We start from the raw sequence: 16,827 nt of genomic DNA on the forward strand, positions 1-16,827 counted from the left end.
AAATGTATTTTATAAAGCACGGATATACTCGGAAATAGTTTTTATTTACAATTCCCCATTTGCTTCGTCAATTCATACAATGCAACACTTGTAGCTTGGGTGACATTCATGCTACTATTATGACCATACATGTTAATATGAAAGGTATCATCAACAAATTCTAATACATTGTTCGAGATTCCTGTTATTTCATTACCAACAACAAGAGCAACAGGTTGTTCTGTTATTTTTAATTTTGAAATCGGTTGGCTGCTTTCAGTAATTTCTAGTGCAATCAACATATAACCCTGCTTTTTTAAGTCCTCCAAAACATGAAGACTATTATTTTCAATACCGTAGTTAACATATTTTTCTGTGGAACGCGAAGTTTTTTTATAGCGTCTCCCTAAGTTGAAATTGTCTCCGCAAAAAATGAGTTTTTCAACTCCAAAGGCATCCGCAACTCTAAATAGGCTTCCAACATTTGCTGCGTTAGAAATAGCATCACATACTAAAACAATAGGAAACTGTTGAGGCTTAAATTCTGAAGTATAATGCGTATGCTGCATCAGGTTTAATTAATTTTCAAACGCATATTTAATAATGTTCGCTCCCATTTTAAGAGCCTTTTCTCTAACATCTTCTGGGTCGTTATGTACTTCTGGGTTTTCCCAGCCATCACCAAGATCGCTTTCTAGTGTAAATAATAATACGAGACGATTTTCATGAAAAATACCTAAAGCCTTTGGTGCTTTTCCGTCGTGTTCGTGGATTTTTGGCAGACCGTTCGGGAAGCTGTAGGCTGTATTGAAAATAGGGTGGTTTTTTGGTATTTCAACCAATTCGGAATTAGGGAACACCTTTTTTATTTCCTCTGTAAAGTAAGGCTCCATACCATAATTGTCATCTACATGCAAAAAGCCTCCTGAGATTAAGTAATTCCTGAGATTTTCAGCATCATCTTCATCAAAATAGACGTTGCCGTGCCCCGTCATGTGTAACAAGGGATACTGAAATATATCGACACTACCTGTTTCTACAGTTTGTATGTTTTCATTGATGTTGGTATTGATGTTATCATTACAGTACTTCACCAGGTTTGGCAATGCAGTCGGGTTACTGTACCAGTCGCCACCACCTTTATATTGAAGCACTGCGAGGTCTTGAGACGAGGCAGTGAAGCTTGTTAAAAACATCACAAAGACTACGAACACTGTAAGTTTTTGACTATGTATAGTACTAAAAGACATACATCAAAAATACTGTTTTTTATAATGAAGAATTCAATCTTAACACTATTTATAATTCCTATATTTTTTCTAGGGCCATTTCAAATTAACGCTCAAAAAGCACCTGTAGTTTTAGAGCTATTTACGTCGCAAGGCTGTAGTAGTTGTCCACCAGCTGATAAGTTGCTTAATGACGTTAAGGCTGATAATGTTATTGCACTCTCGTATCATGTGGATTATTGGAATTACATTGGTTGGAAAGATCCATTTAGTTCAGATAAATTTACTGCAAAACAGCGCCAATATGGACTAAAATTTAATAATAGTACAATTTACTCACCACAGATGGTGGTCAATGGAGAAGAGCATTTTGTAGGTTCGGATGAGTTTAAATTGACTCAAAAAATCAGATCATACTCAAAGAAAGACGCTAAGGCAAAAATTAGGTTAAGTGATGTACGGCAAAATGAAGATTTGGTGACATTTTCTTATAATGCGGAAGGAGACTATTTGGGGAACTATATTCGGGTAATTCTGGTAATTGATAAACGTGTAACTGAAGTAAAAAGAGGCGAAAATAGAAACAAAACTCTTGTGAATAGCAATATTGTGGTTTCGGAACAAGAATTTAAACTAGATAAGGGTGTTGGTAAAGGTCGAATAGCAATTCCTGATATTGTGAATGATAATGATTCCTTGTCTTTAGTTGTACTTATAGAGACAAAGACATTAGATATTTTAGCAGGAGATACATCGAGTTTATGACCCTTCATTAAAAAACGCCACACTATGACAAGCCACTATAGCAGCAGTTTCTGTGCGTAAACGTGTTTCTCCTAAAGTAACTGGAATAAAACCTGTATGTAAAGCCAATTCAATTTCGGAAGTACTGAAGTCACCTTCAGGGCCAATTAAAATCGTTGTTTTTGAATTTTTTTTCAGTTGGGATTTTAAACTTTTTCGATCTGTTTCTTCGCAATGGGCAATAAAATTATCACCATCAAAAGGACCTTCTAGATATTCACTAAAAGCCATTGCGGGTTTCAATTCTGGTAAATAACACTGGTTAGATTGTTTTAATGCGGACTCAATAATACGTTGAAAACGTTCAGGTTTAATCACTTTGCGCTCACTGTGCTCACAAATAATGGGTGTAATGCTGTCAATACCAATTTCTGTTGCTTTTTCTAAAAACCACTCGTAGCGATCATTCATTTTTGTCGGGGCTACGGCTAAGTGAAGTTGATAATCCCTTTCTGGCAGAAGCTCTTGCGAAAGCAATTTTATGCTACAGTTTTTAATCTCAGCGGCTATTAATTTAGCTTTAAAAAGCCAGCCTTTGCCATTTGTAATATAAAGTATATCGCCAGTTCGCTTTCTAAGGACTTTTGCAATATGGCGGCTTTCGTCCTTGTTAAAATGGAATGTAGAATCACTTTCGCTGATATTAGGACTAAAGAATAATTGCATTATCTAATGGGTTCTGTCACTTTTAATACGGTAAGCTCTTCAATGGGTGTTGCGTCATAAGTTTTTAAAATGATATAGTACCAATTTCTGTCTTTAATGTCTAAAGTGAAAACATCATTAATTTCATGATTTTTAATGGCATTTTCAAAAATTGGATGCATTTGTCCGGCAATGAACCAACCTAAATCACCTCCTCGATTTGCATTCATATCCATCGAATACAATTTCGCCAATGCTTCAAACTTATAGCCGTTGTTATATTGACTCAATATTTTAGTTCTCTTATCATTAATCTCATCTAAAGTCAATTTGTTTCCATCAAAATATATGTAACTAACTCTATAATGTGTAACTTCTGCTTTATCTATAATCTTATAGAATGTTTTTTTGTAATCTGTTTTTATAATGTGTTTTCCACCTTTAGATAGCTTAAAAAGAGCTTCAGCTAATCGCGATTTATGCTTTTCTTTATTAAACGTCAATAATTTTCCTTTTAAATTCTTATTACCTTTTATAAAGGTTTTAGCGTCTTCTGATGTTGAAATAGAATCTAGTTCGGTATCTAATGGAATTTCAGTTTGAGCAATTAGAAATAATGGAAAGACGAAGATTGAATAAAGTATTTTTTTCATATTAAAAGTTTGGGTAGAACAAAACAACTGAATTTAAAAGTGGTTTAAAACTGATTTAAGAAAACTTATCAAAAAACATTTTAACAAGTGCTGACTAAAATTTCAATCTTGCAGTCGCCATTACGTCAATTTCTGAAAAGTCTTTTTCTAAATACTTTAAATACCCAACAATAGCAATCATTGCTGCATTATCCGTGGTGTATTCAAATTTTGGGATATATGTTGTCCATCCGAATTTTTGTTCAGCATCTTTTAATGCTTTACGGATTCCAGAATTAGCCGATACTCCGCCACCGATGGCAATATGAGTAATCCCAGTTTGCTTAACAGCTAATTTTAGCTTATCCATCAAAATTCCAATGATGGTGTATTGTATCGAAGCACAGATGTCATCGATGTTTTCTTTTACAAAATTTGGATTATTCTTCGTTTCATTTTGAACAAAATAAAGAATAGCCGTCTTCAATCCCGAAAAACTAAAATCTAACCCTTTAACTTTTGGCTTTGTAAATTTAAACGCTTTTGGATTGCCCAATTGTGCACGTTTGTCTATTTCGGGGCCTGCGGGATATCCCAAACCTAAGACCTTTCCACTTTTGTCGTAAGCTTCACCAACAGCATCATCAATGGTTTCACCAATAACTTGCATGTCAAAATAATCATTGACTTGTACAATTTGTGTGTGGCCACCAGAAATAGTCATCGCTAAAAATGGAAAAGGAGGTTTTTTATAATCCTTTTCATCAATAAAATGTGCTAAGATGTGGCCTTGCATGTGGTTAACATCAATCAATGGAATATCTAAGCCATATGCTAATGACTTTGCAAAAGATGTCCCAACCAATAAAGACCCCATTAAACCAGGCCCTCTTGTAAAGGCAATGGCATCTAGGTCATTTTTGTCAATCCCTGCTTTTTCAATAGCTTGGTGTACAACCGGAACGATATTAGATTGGTGAGCTCTTGAGGCCAACTCAGGGACAACACCTCCATATTCTGCATGTATTTTTTGGTTAGCGACCACATTACTTAAAATACTATTGTTTTTTAAGATTGCTGCAGATGTGTCATCGCAAGAGGACTCTATTCCGAGGATATAAATATTTTCTTTTGCCATAGCTCTATTTGGGCACAATAATTGTTAATTTTGAGATGAAATACAAATCATTCAACAAATTCATCGTAGCAAGTGCAAAGTTAAGCCTTTCTGCATATAATTTTTAAGCCTCGGCATTGTTTAAAAAAGCACTTAAAATATTTGGCAAAATCATAGCGATTTTAATATTGCTATTCATCATCTTGGTTTTGGTGCTATCTATTCCTTCCGTACAAACAAAAATTGGTAAATATGCTACAGATAAAATCAATGAAACCTACAAAACCAATATTTCAATTGGTGGTGTTGGGCTTCAGTTTAACGGAGATGTAGAACTTCTAAATGTCTTAATAAAAGATTATAAAAAAGACACCCTCATTTCTATTAGGGAATTGAACACCTCGGTGATTAGCTATAGAAATATTTACAATAATAGATTGAACTTCGGGGATATCCATATTGAAGGCTTGGTATTTAACCTTAAAACCTATACAGGAGAAGATGATACCAATCTTGATATCTTTGTAGCAAAACTCGAACAGGATAACCCAACTCCAAGTGAAAATCCATTTTTGGCGTCTAGTAGTGACATCACTATCGATGAAGGTGTTTTTAATATCATAGTTGAAGATAAAGAAGACCCAAATGTTCTTCAAATTTCAGAACTTAATGCCAACGCTACTAATTTTCTTATCAACGGACCAGAAGTTAGAGCAAGATTCAACAAATTAGATTTTAAAACTGCGAGAGGTGTTGTGGTTACAGAATTGATGTCGGATTTTGAATACACTCTTGATCACATGAGTTTTAATAGCCTCTCCATAGAAACCAAGGAGTCATTCTTAAAAGGGAATCTAAGGTTTAATTATCAACGAGAAGATTTGGCAGACTTTGTTAATAGGGTTGAGGTTGATGCTAGTTTTAAGGCTTCAGAAATTCAACTCAGTGAACTCAATGTGTTTTTTGATGAATTTGGCACCAATCAAAGAGCACAACTTAATGTTGATTTATCAGGAACTTTAAATAATTTAAACACCACTAACCTTGATGTGAGCACATCGAGAAACACACGGGTTATTGGAGACATTGCTTTTAAGAATTTATTCAGTAAGGATGAAGATGATTTTCAAATGATTGGCAAGTACGATTATTTGTCGTCTAACTACAATGACCTTACCGCATTGCTTCCCGGGATTCTTGGCCGTGTTATCCCAACATTTTTAGATAAGGTTGGCAATTTTAAGATTACTGGTACATCCTTTATTTCTAGTTCTATAATTGATGCAGATTTAAAAATCAATACGGACATCGGTTATGCAGAATCCAAGCTAAAATTAACCGAAGTAGCTAATATCGATAATGCCAGTTATGTGGGTAATGTGTTGTTGCAAGATTTTGAAATAGGAAAAGTTATCGAAGATCCTCTAGTGGGTAGCACATCCTTAAATCTCGATGTGGATGGTAAAAGTTTTAAGTTCGAAAAGATCGACACCAATGTAAAAGGGGATGTTTCATATTTAGAATACAATGATTATAAATATCAAGGGATAACGGTTTCTGGTGATATTGGTAATAATGTCTTTAATGGAATTTTAATTTCTAAAGATGAAAACCTTCAACTTAACTTTAATGGACTGGCAGATAGATCTAAGGATGTGGAAACCTATGATTTTAATGCAAAAGTGGCGTATGCTAACCTTAAAGCTTTAAATTTTGTGTCAAGGGATAGTATTTCAGAGTTTAGTGGAGAAGTCAATATGGCTGTTACCGGCTCAGATTATGATAACTTAATTGGTGAAATCAACGTAAAAAACACCACTTATAAAAATCAGGATAGCGAATACGAGTTTCAGGACTTTTCTATTGTTTCTACGTTTAAAAACGATATACGAACTATTGCAGTTAACTCTCCCGATATTATTGAAGGGCAATTGCAAGGGGTGTTTAAGATTGAAGAACTCCTAATGCTCACGGAAAATTCCATCGGTAGTATTTACACAAATTATAGTCCACACCAGGTTCAACCCAATCAATATGTGAATTTTAATTTTAAGATTTATAACCAAATAGCTTCAATAATTGACAAGGAGTTAAGTTTGGGGCCAAATACTGCGATTTCTGGAAGAATTGAAACCGACGAGAAGGGGTTTGAGTTAAAATTTAAAACACCAAGCATCACTTACAAAGAATATTTTGCCAATAATATCAATTTAGAAGTCGACAATAATAATCCTGTCTACAATACCTTTTTAGAATTAGATAGTCTTAACACAGGCACCTATAACATTGCAGATTTATCCTTACTTAATGTCACTAGGAGAGACACCTTGTTAGTAAAAACAGAATTTAAAGGCGGCGAATTGAGCAAAGATATTTTCAACCTTAATTTATTCTACACTATTAATGAGGACAACAAATCAGTAGTTGGTTTTAGAAAATCTGATTTTGTTTTTAAAGATTATGAATGGTTTATCAATTTCAATAAAGACAGTCAGAACAAGGTCGTTTTCGATAGAAGCCTGAATAATTTTGAAATCGATAACATTTTTGTAAATCAAAACAATGAAGAAATTTTATTGTCTGGTGTTCTTACGGATTCATCTTATAAAGATTTGGATTTAAATTTTAAGAATGTAGAATTGGTTAAAATCACACCGCGTATTGACAGTCTGGCTTTGGCAGGGCAGGTAAACGGTTATCTAAAGTTAGAACAGAAAAATGGTGTATATCTGCCAAGATCAGATATTGAAATAAGTGACTTTAATGTTAACGAGTTTGACCTTGGAAACTTAAAAGCATTAATTACTGGTGATAATTCCTTAACGCGGTATAATGTCGATGTAAAATTACAAAATGATAATGTAAGGTCTTTAGATGCTACAGGAGTTATCGATGTAAGACAGTCAAATTCTAGTGTTGACCTAGATGTCGTCTTTGATGATTTTTTACTAGAGCCACTTAATCCCTTGGGCGAAGGAGTTATAAGTAATATCCGTGGTCTGGTATCTGGTCAAGCAAATGTATCGGGCAATCTCAAAAACCCTGATATTGATGGCCGATTGCTCTTGGATCGTGCTGGGATGACCATTCCTTATTTAAATGTAGATTATAATTTCGACTTTGATTCAGAAGTCACCTTAAACGAGCAACGATTTGTGTTTAATGATGTTGTTTTAACGGATTCTGAATACTTTTCAAAAGGCAACTTAAACGGATTTATTGAGCATAACAATTTCTCTAATTGGTCTTTAGGGTTAGAACTTGAAACAGATCGATTATTAGTATTGAATACAGAGGATAATGGAGAAGAATTATACTATGGTACAGGATTTATAAGTGGGTCAGCACAAATTAATGGCCCAACAGATGAGTTGGTGATTAGTGTTGATGGTACCACCGCTCCAGGTACTGTTTTTAACATTCCGTTGAATGATACTGAGAGTTTTGGAGACAACTCATTTATTACGTTTTTAAGTCCAGAAGAAAAAGCAGCTAGAGCCAGAGGTGAGGGTAATTTTCAGCGTAAAGTGAAAGGATTAGAACTTGATTTTGATCTGGACGTTAACCAAAATGCACTAATAGAAATTGTAATTGATAAAGACACGGGAAGTTCCATTAGAGGAAGAGGTGAAGGTAACTTGTTATTTCTAATAAACACCAACGGTACCTTTAATATGTGGGGTGATTTTGCGGTTTTTGAAGGAGTGTATAACTTTAAGTATGGGGCAATCGTTGAGAAAAAATTCGTTTTAGAACAAGGTGGAAACATTGTTTGGGAAGGGGACCCACTTGGAGCAATAATAAATTTAAATGCAACATATACGACTACAGCTAATCCTTCTGTCTTATTGGATACACCTATAAACCAAAGCATACCTGTAGAGTTGGGTATTACCTTAACAGGGCAATTAGAAAGACCAGACCCAACGTTCGACTTTGATTTCCCTACCGTTAGTTCAACGGTACGATCCGAGTTGCAATACCGATTATCCTCTGTTGAAGAACGATCAAACCAGGCACTATTTTTATTGGCAACAGGTGGTTTTGCTAGTGGTATAGGAGACTTAAATGTTACTGGTACCATTTCAGAACGTATCACAGGTATTTTTAACAGTATAATTGGAAGTGAGAGCGGAGATCTTGCTGTAGGGCTGGATTTAGAATTGGCACAAAACAACCCAAATTTTGAAACCAATAATAGAGTCGGTCTAACACTTCAAACAAAACTCTCAGATAAAGTTCTTATTAATGGTAAGGTTGGTGTTCCGTTCGGTACTGTAGCTACACAATCCGTTATAGCTGGAGATGTACAAATCGATATTTTGTTAAACGACGAGGGAACGTTGCGTGCCACAATCTTTAATCGTGAGAATAACATTCGTAATTTCGGAGATAGAATTGGTTATACCCAAGGACTAGGCTTAAGTTATAATGTAGAGTTTGATACCTTTAAGGAACTACTTCAAATTATATTTTCAGGGAAGGATAAAAAGGAAAAACAAGAGGAGGAAAATAAGCAAAATGCTGAAGCCACAGAAGAGGAAAACTTGCCAGATTTCATCACAATGAAAAAAGAAAAGTCTAAAAACGACTAAAAAATCTTATCAAATTCTCAGAATTTTCAATTAGTTATTAACGAAAACGTTTGAATTTCTGTCCTACGTTATAATTTACTTAAATAGCTTAATTTTTATAGGCTTAGTTTACTAATTTTACATTATAAACTAAATAACGAATGTCCAAAGGGATAAAAAAAATAGGCGTAATGACTTCTGGTGGAGACTCTCCAGGGATGAATGCCGCAGTACGATCTGTAGTCCGTACATGTGCTTATCATAAGATAGAATGCTACGGTATTTATCGTGGCTATGAAGGGCTGATTGAAGGTGATTTTGTAAAAATGGATGCACGTAGCGTTAAGGGTATTATCAATAAAGGTGGTACCGTTTTAAAATCAGCACGGTCTAAAGAATTTAGAACAAAAGAAGGAAGGGCCAAAGCACACGAACAGTTTGTAAAGGCTGGTATTGACGGTTTTGTTGTTATTGGTGGTGATGGAAGTTTTACAGGAGCCATGGTTTTTAATCAAGAATATGGATTTCCTGTGATGGGGATTCCAGGCACAATTGATAATGATATCGTCGGGACTACGCATACTTTAGGGTATGATACCGCATTAAATACAGTGGTTGAGGTTATAGATAAGATTCGCGATACAGCAAGTTCTCACAACCGATTATTCTTCGTGGAAGTTATGGGGCGTGATGTCGGACATATTGCTTTAAATGCAGGTGTTGGTGCTGGTGCAGAAGAAATTCTTATTCCAGAAGAAGATTTAGGTCTAGAGCGTTTGTTAGATTCTTTAAGACGTAGTAAACAGTCTGGAAAGTCTTCGAGTATCGTAGTAGTTGCAGAAGGTGATAAAATAGGTAAAAGCGTCTTTGAACTTAAAGACTATGTAGAAGAAAACATGTCAGAATACGAAGTGCGTGTCTCAGTTTTAGGTCACATGCAACGCGGTGGTTCACCTTCATGTTTTGACAGGGTTTTAGCAAGTAGAATGGGAGTTAAGGCTGTTGAGAGTTTATTAGAAGGTAAAAGTAATTATATGGTTGGCCTTAAAAACGACCTTATAGAATTGACACCTTTCGATCAGGCAGTAAAAGGAAAAGCAAAAATTGATAAAGAACTCCTAAGGGTTTCTGATATCATGACAGTATAAATTAATAATAAAATAGAAATAAGATAAGATGGCAAATTTAAAATTAGGAATAAATGGATTTGGAAGAATTGGAAGAATTGTTTTTAGGGCAACCGTTAAAAGAGATGATGTTGATGTTGTAGCAATAAATGATTTATTGGATGTAGAACACTTAGCATACCTTTTAAAGTATGACTCTGTTCATGGACGATTTGATGGCACTGTTGAAGTAAAAGATGGGCACTTAGTAGTAGATGGAAAAACAGTAAGAGTTACTGCCGAGCGTGATCCAAAAAATCTTAAGTGGGATGAAGTCGGAACTGACGTTGTTGCAGAATGTACAGGTATTTTTACAACTTTAGAAACTGCCGATTATCATATTCAGGCAGGAGCAAAAAAGGTGGTGATTTCTGCACCAAGTAAAGATGCACCGATGTTTGTAATGGGTGTTAATGACAATGAGCTAACAGCAGATCATAAGATTGTCTCTAACGCATCATGCACAACAAACTGTTTAGCCCCATTGGCAAAAGTTGTGGATGACAACTTCGGAATAGAAGAAGCTTTAATGACAACTGTACACGCAACTACTGCGACACAATTAACAGTTGATGGCCCTTCTAGTAAAGATTACAGAGGTGGACGTAGTGCATTATTGAATATTATACCAGCTTCTACAGGTGCTGCTAAGGCAGTTGGTAAGGTAATACCTAAGTTAGATGGAAAACTAACAGGTATGGCCTTTAGAGTACCAACAGCAGATGTGTCGGTTGTAGATTTAACTGTAAAAACAAAGAAAGAAACTTCTTTGGAAGAAATTAAGGCAGCCTTTAAATCAGCTTCAGAAGGAGCAATGAAAGGTGTTTTGGGCTATACGGATGAAAAAGTAGTATCTCAAGACTTTGTTAGTGATGATCGTACAAGCATTTTTGATGCTGATGCGGCAATAGAATTGAACTCAAGTTTCTTTAAGTTAGTGTCTTGGTACGACAACGAATTTGGTTACTCAAACAAATTGGTTGATTTAGCTCAGAAAGTCAATAGCTTATAAACACTAATTATTAAATCCGTAAATTTAGGTTTACGGATTTTTTGTTTTTATACCCAAGATATGATACTAATTACTGACGGAGGCTCAACAAAATGTGACTGGATTGTTCTTGATGATACAGGAAAAAAAATAGGTGAAAAAATTAGAACTAAAGGCCTAAACCCTGCAATACTATCAGAAAAAAAGCTAAAAAAGATTATTGGCAAAAATGAAGAGCTGATGCTCATGAAAGAAAACGTTACCCATGTATTCTTTTATGGTGCTGGTTGTGGAACAGAAAAGCCGAAAGGCATGCTAAAACATGTTTTGCAAACTTTATTTTTAAATGCTCATATTGAGGTGGAAGAAGATACCATGGCTGCAGTAAGAGCTTGCATCAATTCGGATGATGAGGCAGCAGTAGTTTGTATATTAGGTACAGGAAGTAACTGTAGTTATTATGATGGCAATACCTTGCACCAGCGTGTTAAAAGCTTAGGTTATACTGTAATGGATGATGCTAGTGGTAATAGTTATGGTCGTCAACTCTTACGAGATTATTACTTTAATGTAATGCCCGAAACCATAAAATTTGCATTTGAGCATAAGTATAATTTAGATGCTGACTATATAAAATATAATTTGTACAAGCAGCCTAACCCTAATGCTTATTTAGCAAATTTTGCAGAATTTATGTTTTTGAATAAAGATTCCGACTACATTACAAACCTTATAAAAAATGGATTTAGGATTTTTGTTAAGAGCATGATATTACAATTTGAAAAGGAAATTGAAGGAGGAATACCTGTTCACTTTGCAGGTTCTATTGCCTATTTTGCTAAAAATGAGATAGAAGAAGTGGCAAAAGAGTTCGGGTTTAAAGTAGGGAATTTTAAGCGGCGCCCTATAGAAGGCTTGGTAACTTATCATGCCAAACGATTATAAGACTACTGTTTCTTTAATAAACTGTTGATAAATCTCGTTTGGCCTTTTGTGAATCTTATAATTTGGTTATATCTTTGTACGGTAAATAATAACAGACTATGTTCGAATTCGATCAATATTTAGGATTTTTAGCGTTTTTAACCATTTTAACAATAGGGTTTTGGTTAATGATATTCTTATTAACCTTTGTAATACCTTACTGGATATTTGGATCAGCTATTGAACGTTTTAAAGAAATTAAAGAAGAACGTAAAGCTAAGCGCTTAGCGTCAAAATAGTTTTACTTTAATCATATATAAAAAAGAGCATCGTCGATGCTCTTTTTTTATGCTCAATATTTAAGTATTTTTATTCAAATTAAAATACTACCATGAAATACAATTTACTGCTCATTGTTCTTTGTTTTAATTTATCAATTTCTGCTCAGCATATTTTACCAGAACGCCAGCGTGCTGAAGTTGTTGATGAGATATTGAAAGACCGTTTTGATAATTTGCTGCCAAAGCTTATGGATGAAACAGGCTTTGATATGTGGGTAGTGATTTCAAGAGAATATAATGAAGATCCTGTTTTAAAAACAATGTTGCCTGCAACGTGGTTAAATGCAAGACGAAGAACTATTTTGGTTTTTTACAGAGACAAAGCGAATAATACCATCGAAAAATTAGCTGTAGCACGATATAATTTTGGTGAAAACATTAGTTCTGCTTGGGATAAAGACAAGGAACCAGATCAATGGAAACGATTAATGCAAATTATTGAAGAACGTCACCCAAAATCTATCGGACTTAATTATTCGGACAATTTTAATATTTGTGACGGTATAGTAAAAACGGATTATGAAGCTTTTATGTCATATTTACCTTCAAAATTTAAATCTACAGTGAAATCTGCTGAAAAACTAGCTATAAGTTGGATTGAATCACGTACTGACACTGAAATGGTTATTTACAATCAACTAGTAGATATTACTCACAATATAATTGCAGGAGCGTTTTCAGAAAAAGTGATTACCCCAGGAATCACAACCACAACAGATGTAGAATGGTGGATGCGAGATAAAGTAACGTCGTTGGGTTTAGAGACGTGGTTTCACCCAACTGTAGATGTACAACGTACTGCTGAAGAATTAGGGAATCATCTCTATGCATTTTCTAACAGACCCGAAAACATGGTAATACTACCAGGCGATTTGTTGCATTGTGATTTTGGTATTACCTATTTGAGACTAAATACAGATTGCCAGGAATTGGCCTATGTATTAAAGCCTGAGGAAAAAGCTCCACCCAAATTTTTGGTTGATGCACTGAAGGATGGAAATAGGGTTCAAGATATTTTTACATCTAATTTTAAAACTGGAAAAACAGGAAACTCCATTTTAAAAGAATCTTTAGACCAAGGAAAAGCTGAAGGGTTGAGACCCGCAATATATACGCATCCATTAGGAACTTATGGTCACTCATCAGGGACGACATTAGGAATGTGGGATTCTCAAGGAGGAGTGCCTGTCAATGGGGATTATCCATTACACGAAAACACAGTATATGCGATTGAACTAAATACAACGGTAACTATTCCCGAGTGGAAAAGAGATATACGTATTATGCTCGAAGAAGCTGGATTTTGGGGTGAAGACGGCTTTAGATATGTTAATGGGCGGCAGACTGAATTATTGACAGTTCCTAGGGTTAAGAAACATCAAGGCAATTAGATTGCTTTTGTTTTTGAATGCCTGTAAAAAAAATAAGATGCAAAGAAACCAACAATTGTAAAAACAGCCATAATACCAAAGGCATTTTGTAAACCAACAGCACCAGGATCAGCATCCAAGAAAAGCCCCATTAATAAGCCAGCGAAAATATCTGGTGTATAACCAACTATAGAAATAAAGCCAACAGCTGTTCCTGTAACTGCCAACGGTATTTTAGCTTCTTCAAGCGTAGCAAAATAAAGCACCCTGGCTGAATATACACCTATAGCCATTGTTCCTATTGAGAGTATAAAAAGAAGTGTTTTTGAATCATTGATAATACCTAAATAAAATATTAAGCTTGTTATTGTCATTAATAAGAATCCAATTACAATCCATAATGAAGCTCTAGTTCTGTCCGCAAGTAAACCAATAGCAACTCCTATTACGGGCCTCATGTATAATAGATATGTGCCAACTTTGGCAGCCTCAATCTTATTGTAAAGCATCACTTGTTCAGCATATTGACTAAATAGATCTGTCATTTTGTACCCATAATAAGCACAAAGAATGACAATCATAAGTAACCAAACTGAGCGATATTTCATAACAATCCTAAAATTATCTAAGGTCAATAACTTGATTTTGCTTTCAGAATTTAATGTTATACTAGTGTTAAACTTCAGGAAGAAAAAGACAATAACCCCAATGGTCATAACAGCGAATGAAGTGTACCGGATGACTTCCTTAAATGCTATTTGACGCTCAGATACTGTTGTTAATTCAATGTCTTTGGTAATAAACAAAGAGAATATGAGCACTCCAACTGAGCCAAAAAGAGCAGCAACCAAGCCACGACCACCATCTAAAAACCCAAAAGCAATACCTTGTTTATCTGAACCTCCCCAGATTCTGGTGGCCTTAATCATAGGTGCCCAAAAGAGGAATATGGTTGTAAACCCCCAAAAACCATAGAGGACATGAAGATTGTATAGGTTAGGAAATGTCGCTAAATACAACCCGCCCAATCCGGTTAAAATAAGTGCAACAGACATTAAAGTATTGGGTTTAAATTTATCCGCAAGTGGACCACCAAAGAGATAAGATACGAGCGCTACAATTCCATAGGCCGAAAAACAGCTACCTATTTCAGTTTGACTTATATCAAAAGACTCCAAAAAGGTGGTTCTAAAAATACGTTGCAGTACAAATGGTAAAATAAAAACAGCCTCTGCCGCTAATATCAATAGTATTATAACGTATAAAGGCTGTTTTGTTGATTTCTCTTGTTGCATATTAAACTTGCAACACACCTAAATTAAAAGGTTTTTCAATGGGAGCATGATTAGCTGCTTCAATGCCCATGCTAATCCAAGTCCTAGTTTCTAATGGATCAATAACAGCATCCGTCCAAATTCTGGAAGCTGCATAATACGGGGAAACTTGATCGTCGTAGCGAGATTTAATTTTGTCAAACAATTCCTTTTCTTTTTCGGGTGTTATGGTTTCACCTTTCTTTTTAAGGGAGGCTGTTTCGATTTGCAGTAATACTTTTGCAGCAGAATTTCCACTCATAACAGCAAGCTCAGCACTTGGCCAAGCCACAATGAGTCTTGGGTCATAGGCTTTGCCACACATAGCATAGTTGCCTGCCCCGTAGCTATTGCCAATGACAATGGTGAACTTTGGAACAACGGAATTACTAACAGCATTAACCATTTTTGCTCCGTCCTTAATAATACCACTATGCTCAGACTTACTGCCCACCATAAAACCAGTAACATCCTGCAAAAAGACTAATGGAATTTTTTTCTGGTTACAATTGGCAATAAAACGTGTTGCTTTATCTGCTGAGTCATTATAAATGACTCCACCAAACTGCATTTCACTTGGTTTTGTTTTTGCCCCCTTTGTTTTTACGATATGGCGTTGGTTAGCGACTATTCCAACCGCCCAACCATCGATACGTGCATATCCTGTGATAATTGTTTGACCATAACCTGCTTTATATTCTTCAAATTCAGAGTCATCGACTAAACGCTTTATAATCTCATTCATATCGTACTGATCGGCACGACTCTTTGGTAGTATCCCATAAATATCTTGCGGGTTTTCTGACGGTTTTTTAGGTTCAGCCCTATTAAAACCAGCCTTGTCGTAATCTCCTATTTTACTAACGATATTCTTAATGGTGTCTAACGCATCTTTATCGTCTTTTGCTTTATAGTCAGTTACTCCAGAAATTTCACAGTGCGTGGTTGCACCGCCTAAGGTTTCGTTATCTATGGTTTCACCAATGGCCGCTTTAACCAAATAGCTTCCTGCTAAAAAAATACTTCCTGTTTTGTCAACGATTAGTGCTTCGTCACTCATAATAGGTAAGTAGGCACCACCGGCAACACAACTCCCCATAACCGCAGAAATTTGTGTTATGCCCATACTGCTCATCACCGCATTATTTCTAAAAATACGCCCGAAGTGCTCTTTGTCCGGAAAAATTTCATCCTGCATGGGTAGAAAAACACCTGCACTATCGACCAGATAAATTATAGGTAGTCGATTTTCAATTGCAATTTCTTGAGCTCTTAAATTCTTTTTTCCGGTAATAGGAAACCAAGCCCCAGCCTTTACTGTGGCATCATTGGCAACAACGATACACTCCTTTCCTTTTATATAACCAATTTTAACAACAACGCCTCCAGATGGACACCCCCCATAGTCTTCATACATTCCATCACCTGCAAAAGCACCGATTTCAATAGATTTTCTTTTGGGATCCAACAGGTAGTCAATACGCTCCCGTGCTGTCATTTTGCCCTTACCATGATGTTTATCTATACTTTTCTGACCACCTCCAAGCTTGATTTTTGCTAGCCGTGATTTTAAATCAGATACTAAAAGTTTATTATGATCTTCGTTTTTGTTGAATTTTATATCCATTCAGTTGAATTCTTTTGCCACGAATTTACGAAAGTTATAAATAGTTAGAACGTTTCATTTCTAAATGAAGTGTTAAAAATATGTTACATGGAATTATATTCCTTGGAATATAAAT

Annotated in this window: 14 protein-coding genes; 7 read left to right on the forward strand and 7 right to left on the reverse strand. The window is 35.4% G+C overall.

The annotated features are described in order from the left end of the window. Nucleotides 1–41 precede the first annotated feature (41 nt). On the reverse strand, nucleotides 42–548 hold the full coding sequence (locus ACFEMA_RS13640; protein WP_411768761.1) for a TrmH family RNA methyltransferase: 507 nt from the start codon (nucleotides 546–548) through the stop codon (nucleotides 42–44). Between the two features lie 9 nt (nucleotides 549–557). Next, nucleotides 558–1,175, reverse strand: coding sequence for a DUF4159 domain-containing protein (locus ACFEMA_RS13645; protein ID WP_411768813.1), 618 nt, complete (start codon nucleotides 1,173–1,175; stop codon nucleotides 558–560). 78 nt (nucleotides 1,176–1,253) lie between these two features. On the opposite strand from ACFEMA_RS13645, the gene ACFEMA_RS13650 reads away from it, so the two are divergent. Beyond that, on the forward strand, nucleotides 1,254–1,973 hold the full coding sequence (locus ACFEMA_RS13650; RefSeq protein ID WP_411768762.1) for a DUF1223 domain-containing protein: 720 nt from the start codon (nucleotides 1,254–1,256) through the stop codon (nucleotides 1,971–1,973). Here the strand turns inward: ACFEMA_RS13650 and ACFEMA_RS13655 are convergent. From ACFEMA_RS13655 to tsaD, 3 genes are all read right to left on the reverse strand, one after another. After that, nucleotides 1,968–2,678 carry a 16S rRNA (uracil(1498)-N(3))-methyltransferase gene (locus ACFEMA_RS13655; protein WP_411768763.1) on the reverse strand — a complete coding sequence of 237 codons (711 nt, stop codon included), beginning with the start codon at nucleotides 2,676–2,678 and terminating at the stop codon, nucleotides 1,968–1,970. The genes ACFEMA_RS13650 and ACFEMA_RS13655 overlap by 6 nt on opposite strands. Continuing rightward, nucleotides 2,678–3,310, reverse strand: a complete 633-nt coding sequence (locus tag ACFEMA_RS13660; RefSeq protein ID WP_411768764.1) for a peptidylprolyl isomerase — start codon at nucleotides 3,308–3,310, stop codon at nucleotides 2,678–2,680. The genes ACFEMA_RS13655 and ACFEMA_RS13660 overlap by 1 nt, the downstream gene beginning before the upstream one ends. A 94-nt stretch (nucleotides 3,311–3,404) precedes the next feature. Further along, nucleotides 3,405–4,427 carry a tRNA (adenosine(37)-N6)-threonylcarbamoyltransferase complex transferase subunit TsaD gene (tsaD, locus tag ACFEMA_RS13665; protein ID WP_411768765.1) on the reverse strand — a complete coding sequence of 341 codons (1,023 nt, stop codon included), beginning with the start codon at nucleotides 4,425–4,427 and terminating at the stop codon, nucleotides 3,405–3,407. 116 nt (nucleotides 4,428–4,543) lie between these two features. On the opposite strand from tsaD, the gene ACFEMA_RS13670 reads away from it, so the two are divergent. From ACFEMA_RS13670 to ACFEMA_RS13695, 6 genes are all read left to right on the forward strand, one after another. After that, on the forward strand, nucleotides 4,544–9,001 hold the full coding sequence (locus ACFEMA_RS13670) for a translocation/assembly module TamB domain-containing protein (RefSeq protein ID WP_411768766.1): 4,458 nt from the start codon (nucleotides 4,544–4,546) through the stop codon (nucleotides 8,999–9,001). Nucleotides 9,002–9,141: 140 nt separating this feature from the next. Continuing rightward, nucleotides 9,142–10,128: a 6-phosphofructokinase gene (gene pfkA / locus ACFEMA_RS13675; protein ID WP_411768767.1), complete on the forward strand. Its 987-nt coding sequence runs from the start codon at nucleotides 9,142–9,144 to the stop codon at nucleotides 10,126–10,128. Nucleotides 10,129–10,156: 28 nt separating this feature from the next. Then, nucleotides 10,157–11,158: a type I glyceraldehyde-3-phosphate dehydrogenase gene (gene gap, locus ACFEMA_RS13680; RefSeq protein ID WP_411768768.1), complete on the forward strand. Its 1,002-nt coding sequence runs from the start codon at nucleotides 10,157–10,159 to the stop codon at nucleotides 11,156–11,158. A gap of 60 nt (nucleotides 11,159–11,218) precedes the next feature. Further along, entirely contained in the window at nucleotides 11,219–12,082 is an 864-nt protein-coding gene (locus ACFEMA_RS13685; protein WP_411768769.1) for an N-acetylglucosamine kinase, read from the forward strand. A 98-nt stretch (nucleotides 12,083–12,180) separates the two neighbouring features. Next, nucleotides 12,181–12,360 (forward strand): hypothetical protein, encoded by a 180-nt coding sequence (locus ACFEMA_RS13690; RefSeq protein WP_411768770.1) that lies wholly within the window; start codon nucleotides 12,181–12,183, stop codon nucleotides 12,358–12,360. 92 nt (nucleotides 12,361–12,452) lie between these two features. Then, nucleotides 12,453–13,793, forward strand: coding sequence for a M24 family metallopeptidase (locus ACFEMA_RS13695; protein WP_411768771.1), 1,341 nt, complete (start codon nucleotides 12,453–12,455; stop codon nucleotides 13,791–13,793). On the opposite strand, the gene ACFEMA_RS13700 is transcribed toward ACFEMA_RS13695, so the two are convergent. Then, on the reverse strand, nucleotides 13,790–15,067 hold the full coding sequence (locus tag ACFEMA_RS13700; RefSeq protein WP_411768772.1) for an MFS transporter: 1,278 nt from the start codon (nucleotides 15,065–15,067) through the stop codon (nucleotides 13,790–13,792). The genes ACFEMA_RS13695 and ACFEMA_RS13700 overlap by 4 nt on opposite strands. A 1-nt stretch (nucleotide 15,068) precedes the next feature. Continuing rightward, nucleotides 15,069–16,712 (reverse strand): acyl-CoA carboxylase subunit beta, encoded by a 1,644-nt coding sequence (locus ACFEMA_RS13705; protein WP_411768773.1) that lies wholly within the window; start codon nucleotides 16,710–16,712, stop codon nucleotides 15,069–15,071. Between the last annotated feature and the right edge of the window lie 115 nt (nucleotides 16,713–16,827).

This window comes from Winogradskyella sp. A3E31 (assembly GCF_046720935.1).
Taxonomy (GTDB): domain Bacteria; phylum Bacteroidota; class Bacteroidia; order Flavobacteriales; family Flavobacteriaceae; genus Winogradskyella.

What these genes read in the sequence shown, in the direction of transcription:
- ACFEMA_RS13685 (WP_411768769.1), top strand. Translation starts at nt 11,219, where the DNA reads ATGATACTAATTACTGACGGAGGCTCAACAAAATGTGACTGGATTGTT.
- ACFEMA_RS13650 (WP_411768762.1), top strand. Translation starts at nt 1,254, where the DNA reads ATGAAGAATTCAATCTTAACACTATTTATAATTCCTATATTTTTTCTA.
- ACFEMA_RS13645 (WP_411768813.1), bottom strand. Translation starts at nt 1,175, where the DNA reads ATGTTTTTAACAAGCTTCACTGCCTCGTCTCAAGACCTCGCAGTGCTT.
- ACFEMA_RS13705 (WP_411768773.1), bottom strand. Translation starts at nt 16,712, where the DNA reads ATGGATATAAAATTCAACAAAAACGAAGATCATAATAAACTTTTAGTA.
- tsaD (WP_411768765.1), bottom strand. Translation starts at nt 4,427, where the DNA reads ATGGCAAAAGAAAATATTTATATCCTCGGAATAGAGTCCTCTTGCGAT.
- ACFEMA_RS13640 (WP_411768761.1), bottom strand. Translation starts at nt 548, where the DNA reads ATGCAGCATACGCATTATACTTCAGAATTTAAGCCTCAACAGTTTCCT.
- ACFEMA_RS13660 (WP_411768764.1), bottom strand. Translation starts at nt 3,310, where the DNA reads ATGAAAAAAATACTTTATTCAATCTTCGTCTTTCCATTATTTCTAATT.
- pfkA (WP_411768767.1), top strand. Translation starts at nt 9,142, where the DNA reads ATGTCCAAAGGGATAAAAAAAATAGGCGTAATGACTTCTGGTGGAGAC.
- ACFEMA_RS13695 (WP_411768771.1), top strand. Translation starts at nt 12,453, where the DNA reads ATGAAATACAATTTACTGCTCATTGTTCTTTGTTTTAATTTATCAATT.
- gap (WP_411768768.1), top strand. Translation starts at nt 10,157, where the DNA reads ATGGCAAATTTAAAATTAGGAATAAATGGATTTGGAAGAATTGGAAGA.
- ACFEMA_RS13655 (WP_411768763.1), bottom strand. Translation starts at nt 2,678, where the DNA reads ATGCAATTATTCTTTAGTCCTAATATCAGCGAAAGTGATTCTACATTC.
- ACFEMA_RS13690 (WP_411768770.1), top strand. Translation starts at nt 12,181, where the DNA reads ATGTTCGAATTCGATCAATATTTAGGATTTTTAGCGTTTTTAACCATT.
- ACFEMA_RS13700 (WP_411768772.1), bottom strand. Translation starts at nt 15,067, where the DNA reads ATGCAACAAGAGAAATCAACAAAACAGCCTTTATACGTTATAATACTA.